This window comes from Candidatus Methylobacter oryzae (assembly GCF_003994235.2).
Taxonomy (GTDB): Bacteria; Pseudomonadota; Gammaproteobacteria; order Methylococcales; family Methylomonadaceae; genus Methylobacter_A; species Methylobacter_A oryzae.
Genome location: NZ_RYFG02000059.1, coordinates 1 through 8,609 on the forward strand (window position 1 = coordinate 1; position 8,609 = coordinate 8,609).

The 8,609-nt window shown below is 51.9% G+C and carries 9 protein-coding genes; 5 read left to right on the forward strand and 4 right to left on the reverse strand.

What is annotated here, in order from left to right; genetic code table 11:
* Together EKO24_RS22530 and EKO24_RS06730 are read left to right on the forward strand one after the other, a co-directional pair.
* The coding region (locus tag EKO24_RS22530) for a hypothetical protein (RefSeq protein WP_161990579.1) at nt 1-375 on the forward strand (375 nt) is incomplete at its 5' end.
* Nucleotides 375-1,286, forward strand: coding sequence for a diguanylate cyclase (locus tag EKO24_RS06730; protein ID WP_127030613.1), 912 nt, complete (start codon nt 375-377; stop codon nt 1,284-1,286). The genes EKO24_RS22530 and EKO24_RS06730, both read left to right, overlap by 1 nt.
* 287 nt (nt 1,287-1,573) lie before the next feature.
* Here the strand turns inward: EKO24_RS06730 and EKO24_RS06735 are convergent, their stop codons facing one another.
* Nucleotides 1,574-2,791 (reverse strand): multifunctional CCA addition/repair protein, encoded by a 1,218-nt coding sequence (locus EKO24_RS06735; RefSeq protein ID WP_143733193.1) that lies wholly within the window; start codon nt 2,789-2,791, stop codon nt 1,574-1,576.
* A gap of 105 nt (nt 2,792-2,896) precedes the next feature.
* On the opposite strand from EKO24_RS06735, the gene EKO24_RS06740 reads away from it, so the two are divergent.
* Entirely contained in the window at nt 2,897-3,688 is a 792-nt protein-coding gene (locus tag EKO24_RS06740) for a sulfite exporter TauE/SafE family protein (RefSeq protein WP_127030612.1), read from the forward strand.
* A gap of 242 nt (nt 3,689-3,930) precedes the next feature.
* Here EKO24_RS06740 and EKO24_RS06745 read toward each other — a convergent pair whose 3' ends face one another.
* The 3 genes from EKO24_RS06745 to proC are packed head-to-tail and all read right to left on the reverse strand — an operon-like array spanning nt 3,931 to nt 5,629.
* The gene (locus EKO24_RS06745) at nt 3,931-4,233 is read right to left on the reverse strand and encodes a DUF167 family protein (RefSeq protein ID WP_127030611.1); all 303 of its coding nucleotides are present in this window, start codon (nt 4,231-4,233) and stop codon (nt 3,931-3,933) included.
* Complete coding sequence (locus EKO24_RS06750) at nt 4,230-4,802, reverse strand: YggT family protein (RefSeq protein WP_127030610.1); 573 nt, start codon at nt 4,800-4,802, stop codon at nt 4,230-4,232. The genes EKO24_RS06745 and EKO24_RS06750 overlap by 4 nt, the downstream gene beginning before the upstream one ends.
* Nucleotides 4,802-5,629, reverse strand: coding sequence for a pyrroline-5-carboxylate reductase (gene proC / locus EKO24_RS06755; protein WP_127030609.1), 828 nt, complete (start codon nt 5,627-5,629; stop codon nt 4,802-4,804). Before proC ends, EKO24_RS06750 begins: the two co-directional genes overlap by 1 nt.
* Before the next feature lie 372 nt (nt 5,630-6,001).
* Here proC and EKO24_RS06760 point away from each other — a divergent pair, with 372 nt between their 5' ends.
* Both EKO24_RS06760 and EKO24_RS06765 read left to right on the forward strand, forming a co-directional pair.
* Nucleotides 6,002-6,994: an SPL family radical SAM protein gene (locus EKO24_RS06760; protein WP_127030608.1), complete on the forward strand. Its 993-nt coding sequence runs from the start codon at nt 6,002-6,004 to the stop codon at nt 6,992-6,994.
* On the forward strand, nt 6,982-7,698 hold the full coding sequence (locus tag EKO24_RS06765) for an SDR family oxidoreductase (protein ID WP_127030607.1): 717 nt from the start codon (nt 6,982-6,984) through the stop codon (nt 7,696-7,698). Before EKO24_RS06760 ends, EKO24_RS06765 begins: the two co-directional genes overlap by 13 nt.
* Nucleotides 7,699-8,609: the final 911 nt, after the last annotated feature.

Genomic DNA, 8,609 nt, shown 5'->3' on the forward strand with positions numbered 1-8,609 from the left:
GCGCTTCATGCCGCCTCCGAAGCCCTGGAAGCGGAGCTGAAACAAGGAGGGGTGGTCTTGAGCCTTGAGCACTTCCGGGAAGTTGCGGAGCAGACCCTGGCGGCGATTGCCGCCCTGCATCCGCCCGAAGAGGTGCTGCCGGACAACGGCGGCGACCGCGACGCGCTGAACCGGATTGCCGCCGAACTGGATCGGAAGCTCAAAGACAACGACTTTATTCCCGACGCGTTGCTGGGCACACTCAAGCCGCATCTGAGCATTGAGCAATTGGAGCTGTTTGCCCGTTTGCGCCGCCGGATCAACGGCCTTCACTATGACCAAGCCCGCAAGATTTTGCGCCAACTCACCGAACTACCGGATATTCAGGAGATCTAATGATTAACGTTCAGCAACAGTCGATGATTTTAATTGTTGACGATGTTCCCACTAATGTACAAATTCTTGCCGAGGCCTTAAGTTCCGTCTACAGAATTAAAGTGGCGAGCAATGGCGTAGATGCGCTGAAAATTGTGCAACGTGAGCGGCCGGACCTGATTCTGCTGGATGTGATGATGCCCGGCATGGATGGCTTTGAAGTATGCCGGCATCTAAAGGAAGACGTGCGTACGCAAAATATTCCGGTGATTTTTGTGACGGCCAAGAATGCTAATTCCGATGAGGAGTTGGGGTTGAACCTGGGGGCGGTTGACTATATCACCAAGCCTTTCGTCATTCCGATTGCCAAGGCGCGGATCCGCAACCATATTCGTCTCAAGCAGCAAGCCGACCTGTTGGAATCGCTGTCATTACTCGATGCGCTGACCGGCATTCCGAATCGCCGCCGTTTCGATGAAGCATTGGCAGCGGAATTAAAACAGGCGATACGAGATGCGACACCGCTTTCGTTGTTAATGATCGACATCGATCATTTCAAGCAATTCAACGACCATTATGGTCATGGTGCCGGCGATGTCTGTTTACAGATGGTTGCGATGGAGTTGGCGAAAGGTGTAGTTCGTCCTAGCGACTTGGTCGCGCGTTATGGTGGTGAAGAGTTTGTGGTTATTCTGCCGGAAACCGACCAGTTGTCCGCTCTGCAGATTGCCGAACGTCTGCGTGTGCGTATCGAGAAGCTTGGCTTGCCGCATGCTTGTTCCGAAACCGGAAACGTTGTCACCATCAGCGTGGGGATAGCGACTCAAGCTAGGATTCCGGAAGGTTTCATGCCTCAGTTATTGGTGGATATGGCGGATAAAGCGCTCTACGCGGCAAAAGAGAATGGGCGGAACCGGGTTTGTTCGCATTGAGTAAAAAGCGTTGTCCATGAAAAGCACGAAAATAGTGACAAGCTAGACCTTCCAGATTTTTACTGGAGCCGTTCCCGGCGGCTCCAGCACTTCTGACCTCCATGGCTGGAGGAAATGCCGGGGACTGCCTGGAGCAGTCTCGGCCGCCGTCCCTGGCAGTCGTAAAACCTGGAAGGTTTAGGCAACGTTCCGAGTAAGCCGGATCTTCAATAAACGCCGGATAGACACGGCCGGCGAGAAACCTAATGCTGATATTTTTTCGTGCTTTTCGTGGACACTATGCAACATCAGTTAATAAACTCGGAGACGGCCTTAATTCGCAAGCGCCGAATCGCTTCGCCGATTTGCTGGCCTTTAAGCTCGCCATTCACAATAGCCGACGTATCGACGGCTGCGGCCGCCTTGGCCGCCCCGCTTAGCAGGCCGGCTTGAGGGTAGGGGGCGTTTTCAAAACCGGTTCTGCCTTTGGCATCGGCCTCGCAGGCCAGCAGAAATTCAGTCAGTTTATTGGCCGGCTTAAAGGCTCCTAAAGCCGACAGCATATCGGTTAACGTCGAAGCCCGTAATTCAAAAGCGCGGTGGCAATGCGTATGGTATTGCATGACCTGCAAGGCCAGGGTTTTAAACGCGTTAGGCACGCGCAAGCGGGCGCACATTTTTTCCAGGATAGCCAGCCCCTTGGTTTCATGATCGTAATGATGCGGCCAATTTTCTTTAGGCGATACGCCTTTGCCCAGATCGTGGACTAATGCCGCAAACCGGACTTCGGGACTCGGCGACAACAGCGCGGCCTGGTCAAGGCACAGCATGACATGGATGCCGGTATCGATTTCCGGGTGATGTTTTTCCGGCTGCGGCACGCCGAACAAGCAACTTATTTCCGGGAAGATTTTGTCCAGCGCCGTGCATGCTTTCAGGGTATCGAAAAACGCGCTCGGCGACTTTTCGTTAAGCGCTTTAAACAGCTCGGCCCATACCCGCTCCGGGACCAGATGATCGACTTCGCCTGCCGTTACCATAGCTTGCATCAACACGCGCGTTTCCTCGGCCAGCGTAAAACCTAAATGACGGTAGCGGGCGGCAAAGCGGGCGACGCGCAAGATGCGCACCGGGTCCTCTGCAAAAGCCGGCGAGATATGCCGGAAAATGCGCTTTTCAAGATCGGGCCGGCCGCCGTAAGGATCGATCAGTCTGCCTTCAGGCGTCATTGCCATCGCGTTGATGGTCAGGTCGCGGCGGATCAAGTCCTGGTCCAGGCTGACGTCGGGCGCTGCATGCACGGTAAAGCCTTTATATCCGGGCGCGGTTTTTCTTTCGGTTCTGGCCAGTGCGTATTCCTCGCGGCTTTGCGGATGCAGGAATACCGGAAAATCCTTGCCTACCGGCCGAAAGCCCTGTTTTACCATCGATTCGGGCGTTTCGCCGATTACGACCCAGTCCTTCTCTTTGACTGGAAGCCCAAGCAATTGATCGCGCACTGCGCCGCCGACAAGATATATTTCCACTGATTGCCTCAAACTGTCTAAATAATGTGCGCAGAATAGCACAGCCGAATGCAAAAAAAGGCATAATGCCGGCCGGGCAATTAACAGATAATCAGGGGAGTTAACGTGATAGTAGTTTTTTTAGCCAGTATTTTATTAGGCGCGGTCGGCGGATTGATGGCAGGGCTGTTCGGCATAGGCGGCGGCCTGATTATTGTGCCGGTTTTAGCGATGTTGTTTGCCGCGAAAGGATTTCCGGAGGAGTTGGTCATGATCATGTCGGTGGCTACTTCGCTGGCGACAATAGTGCTGACTTCGATATTTTCGGTACTTGCCCATCATCGCTTGGGTTCGGTATTGTGGGATAAAGTGCTGGCGATGGGGCCGGGGATTATGGCCGGCGCGGCGCTCGGTGCGGTCGTCGCGGACTATATCGCCGGCGACGTATTGCGCGTTATATTTATCATCTATTTGCTGGCGATGGGCGTGCAAATGGCCTTGCAGTTAAAGCCGAAGCCCGGGCAGCAGCAACCTTCCAAGGCATTGGACTTAGGCGTCTCGTGCCTGATGGGCTTGTTATCGTCATTGTTGGGAATCGGCGGCGGTACGTTGATCGTGCCTTTCCTGGTTCATTTCCAAACCCCGATGCGCAATGCGGTAGCCATAGCCAGCGCTTGCGGATTGCCGATTTCCGTGGTCGGTACGATAGGTTACGCTTTATTGGGCAGGGATATGGTGCAACTGCCGGATTGGAGTTTGGGTTATATTTATATCCCTTCTTTTATAGGCATCGTATTAACCAGCACTTTTACCGCCCCGATAGGTGCAAAACTGGCTCATAGATTGCCGTCGGAGAAGCTGAAACGCTATTTTTCGTTGCTGCTGTTCGTGATGGCGGCGAAGTTGATCTGGTTTTAAGGATACGGTTATTAATAAATTCCCGATATGAATCGGATAAAATTTTCCGTTCGCCCTGAGCTTGTCGAAGGGTGGGCGGAAAAATTTTGACCTACCGCGCGTCAAGCCGATCATGCTTCGATAACGCCTTTAGTCCTGAGCTTGTCGAAGGATCCGCACGAACGGCTTGACGATAGAAGACGGTAGTTTCTTTTACCAAATCGTAAGCGGATTCGGCAGGTAGGTGCTACCTGCCGGCGGCTCTATAACGAAATATCGAATGCCAGCGAATCCGGCAGCGAAGGAAGTTTTCGCGGGGAACTGATCGCGACGCGCTTTTCCCGGCCGCATTCGCCGGAGATCAGTTTGCAGGCCGATTTGCTGACGCCGAACTCGCCGGCGATAAAGCCGAGCACATGCTGGTTGGCTTTGCCGTCGACCGGCGGCGCCTTAATCCTGAGTTTCAGCCGGTCGCCATGCAAACCTACCCACTCGTCTTTACTGGCTTTGGGTTGAATGTGGAGGTTCAGCGTCAAAACCCCCTGTTGCCACAGATACCAGTTCAACCGATTAGACTGGCTAGTTGATGCAACGGCGGCAATATGACCATTTTGGCCAGTTGCAACAGCATCAATGCGGCTAAAGGCGATAAGTCGATGCCGCCCAGGTCGGGAATGAATCTGCGGCACAGGCCAAGCACAGGCTCGGTCAGGCTGTACAGAATAGACGATGCGGGACCGAACATGCCCGGCACCCAGCTGAGTATGGCCCTGGCGAATACCGCATAGATGAAGATATTGATCAGCAACGAAACCAGTTGGGTCAGCGATAAAATCGTCAACGCGCCGATGCTGATCGCGACGCCTTTCAGCAGCAGAATCGAAAAATCGGCCAGCATTTGCAGCGCCAGCACCAGCACCAGCGAGGACGTATCGATCTTGCCGATGGACGGCACAAAGCGGCGCAGTAGTTTTAGCGGCGGATGCGTCGCCTTAACCAGGAACTGGGAGATAGGGTTGTAAAAGTCGGCGCCGCACCATTGCAATAAAAAGCGCAGCATCACGGCCAGAATATACAGTGAAAACAGCGAATCAATGATGAAGATCGCCGGGTCGGTCATGTAGCTCGAATCCATTATGAATTCTCCATTTGTTTAGACATTTCGATAGAGCGGTCGCGTGCCGCATGCAGGGCTTTTGCAACCAGTTCGGTAAAACCGCCTTGTTCAAAAGTTTCTATGGCGCGTTGCGTGGTGCCGCCGGGCGAAGTCACGCGCTTGCGCAATTGTTCCGGCGATTCGGCCGATTCCAGCGCGATCTTGGCAGCGCCCAGCGCGGTTTGCTGCACCAGCAGACGCGCGGTCTCTTGCTTCAGGCCCAATTCCAACGCGGTTTTTTCCATCGCTTCCATTAGCAGGAAGTAATAGGCGGGGCCGCTGCCGGACACGGCGGTCACCGCGTCCAGCGCGGCTTCTTCTTCGACCCAAAGCGCAATGCCGACCGCACGGAGAATATTTTCCGCCAAGTCGCATTGTTCATTCGTTACCTTGTCGTTCGCGTGCAGCGCGGTAGCACCGGTCAACACCAGCGCCGGCGTGTTCGGCATGCAGCGGACAATCGCGGTATCGGCGCCGAGCCAGCGGCTCAGGCTGGCTTGGTTGATGCCGGCCGCAATCGATACGACCAAGGATTGTTTTTGCTGAATCGGCGAGGCGATGCTTTGCGCGACTGCGCCCAGCGTCTGCGGCTTGACAGCCAGAACCACGACATCGGCCGCATTAACGATGTCGTCGTTGTTTGTTGACGTGTTAACGTTTAGCTGCGTTTTAAGATTTGTCAGTGTGTCGGGGTTAATATCCGATACCCAAATTTGCTCGGCGGCATGACCGCTGGCAATCAATCCGCTAATCAGGCTGGACGCCATATTGCCGCCGCCGATAAAACCTATTTTGTTTGTTTTCATGCTTGTTAATAGTTGGTTGAGTTGAAAGTATTCTACCCTATATAAGGCCGGTCCGATAAATCACAAGGCTTTCGATTCGCTAAGCTGTGCTACATTAGGCCTACCAAACGATAAAATAAGAGAATGATTCGGCATATAGAGAATAGAACACGGATGACGCGGATTAGGCGGATAAACACTGATTATTTTTTCACCATGAAGACACAAAGTTTATGTTTTTTCTTCGTGTCTTCATGGTGAAAAATAATTATGATTCGGGCCATTTCTTATGGCAATGGCCTTGCATAGACTGATAGTTACCATCGGCTTTCAAAAATCCGTTCAAATCCGTCTAATCCGCGTCATCCGTGTTCCATTAAAATTACCCAGCTTATGATCGAAACCATTTACATCGAAGAAGCCATCCTGCAGCATCCGCGTGTTTTGGAGATTCTTGCCAGATTTCCGCAAGCCAGGAAAATAACCTGCGGCCGTTACGGCGAAGTGTTCAATCCCAGAGCGCAAAACTTTCGCCTGCAAAAGCAACAGCCCGCCTTGATCCTGGCCGAAAAATATAAAAACTTTGCGTTGCCGGCGCCTTCGGGTTACGGCATCGGAGCAGCCAGGAACTATTATTTTTCGCATATGCTGAATTGCCTGTACGACTGCCGCTATTGTTTCTTACAGGGCATGTATCAATCGGCCCATTATGTGTTGTTCGTCAATTACGAGGATTTCCAGCAAGACATCCGGCAACTGTGCGTTGAATCGCCGAACGAAGAATTGCATTTTTTCTCCGGCTACGATTGCGACAGCTTGGCGCTGGAGCCGGTAACCGGCTTTGCCGAGCATTTTTTGCCGTTTTTTGAAACACTGCCCAATGCCTGGCTGGAGTTAAGAACCAAAAGTACGCAGGTCAGGAGTTTGTTAAATCGGCAGCCTCTGCCGCGCTGCATCGTGGCTTTCAGCCTGTCGCCGGAACAAATAGCCGAAAAAGTCGAGGCTAAAGCGCCGCCGGTCGAGCGCCGTCTGGATGCGCTGTGCAAATTGCAGCAGCAGGGCTGGCAAATCGGACTGCGTTTCGACCCGCTGATTTATCAATCCGGCTATCAATCGCAGTATCGGGAGTTGTTCGAACAAGTCTTTTCCAGGATCGATTTAAACCGCTTGCATTCGGTTAGTCTTGGCGTGTTCAGGCTGCCGGAGAATTTCTTTAAAAAAGTGCATAAGCTTTATCCCGAAGCAAAGCTGTTTGCCGGGCCGTTGCTTAGCCGGCAAGGCATGGTTTCGTACCAACAGGAATTGGAGCAGGAAATGATGCATTATTGCACTGAGCAACTCTTAAATTACATCCCTGCCGACAAGTTTTTTCCATGTACATTATAAAACGTACCGTTCTGGTAACCGGAGCCAGTTCCGGCATTGGCCGGGCTATTGCCAGGGATTTATTGCAACAAGGCCATCATGTGATCGGCATATCGCGCGACAGCAGCAAGTTTATCCGGCAGCAGGCTAATTTCACTCCCGTACAGCTGGACTTAAGCCGCTTAAACGACATACCGCAAAGCATTCGCGAACTGGAACAGGCTTTTCCCGGAATCGATGCGGCCGTTCTTTGCGCGGGCCGGGGGCAGTTCGGTTCGGTCGAAGAGTTTTCCTATGCGCAAATTGAAGACTTGATCTCGTTGAACTTCACCAGCCAGGCTTTTTTAGTCAAGGCCTTGCTGCCTGCGTTAAAGCGCAAGGAGCATAGCGATTTGATTTTCATCGGTTCGGAAGCGGCGTTAAAAGGTAGTCGTAAAGGTACTGTGTATTGCGCCGCTAAGTTTGCAGTACGCGGTTTTACCCAAGCTTTGCGCGAAGAATGCGGCAAAAGCAATCTGCGGGTCTGCCTGGTCAATCCCGGTATGGTTAAAACAGAGTTTTTCGAGCAACTGTCGTTTGAGCCGGGCGACGACCAAAGCAATTATATCGAACCGGAAGATGTCGCCGATGCGGTGTCTTACGTGCTGAATTCTCGGGCGCAGATAGTGATCGATGAAATCAACCTGAGTCCTTTGAACAAGGTGGTCAAATTTAAAAAGGCCTGATAAACAGTTTATGGTTTTTTTTCCGGTAAACCGGTTACTGCCGGGCCTTCTATAACTTGTCCGTTGATCTTGGACCGGCTGCCGTGACAAGGGCAATCCCATGTTTTTTTCGGCGGGGTTCCAGTTCACGGTGCATTTCATGTGCGTGCATACGGTTGAGCAAGCATGACTAATTTTTATAGACCGCGAGCTTTTCTCTATTTCTTTCGAAACCTTGCCTTCACCCGGCGGTATTTCGTCTATGGATTCAACATCTGGCGCGCCTTTCAGATATTGGGCAAAATTATCGGCATTTTCTTTAAAAAACTCGGCAAAGGACTTTACAGGCGTAAAGCGGTTTAGCCGATAAATATCCTCCCACTTGTTTGGCTTGCCGACTATCATGTCGCTGACGATCACGGAAACACTCTTGTCCACGATTAACTCCTTCCGATGTTTGATACATGACGAATAGCCGGGCTACCCACAATCACCCAATAGCACGGGCGGTAATTTTTCAGCAAAAAGGCAATGGATTATTTAACTGACGTTATGCAGTGTCCACGAAAGGCACGAAAGACACGAAAAAATATTGGCCGTCGATTTTTCGCCGACCGTGTCTATCCGGCCTTTATTAACGTTTTCGTCTATTCGAAACGGTGCCTTAGACCTTCCAGGTTTTAAAAACCTGGAAGGTCTAACCGGCTGCATGTCTGTTTTGCTGTTGAAATTGCGCGAGCCGGGCCGGTGCTGAGAATAAAGCTGAGTTGAGCAGCTTGTCTGCTCAAACGAAACTTATTTGGCTGCTCAAACCCTACTTATTCCCTTTGGGTATAAGTTCTAATAGAAGTTACGCATTGACCGCTGGTTAATATTGTGGATTGAGCTGGTCTTTGCCCGGCATAAAGCCGGTGATGAACGTGGCGATAACC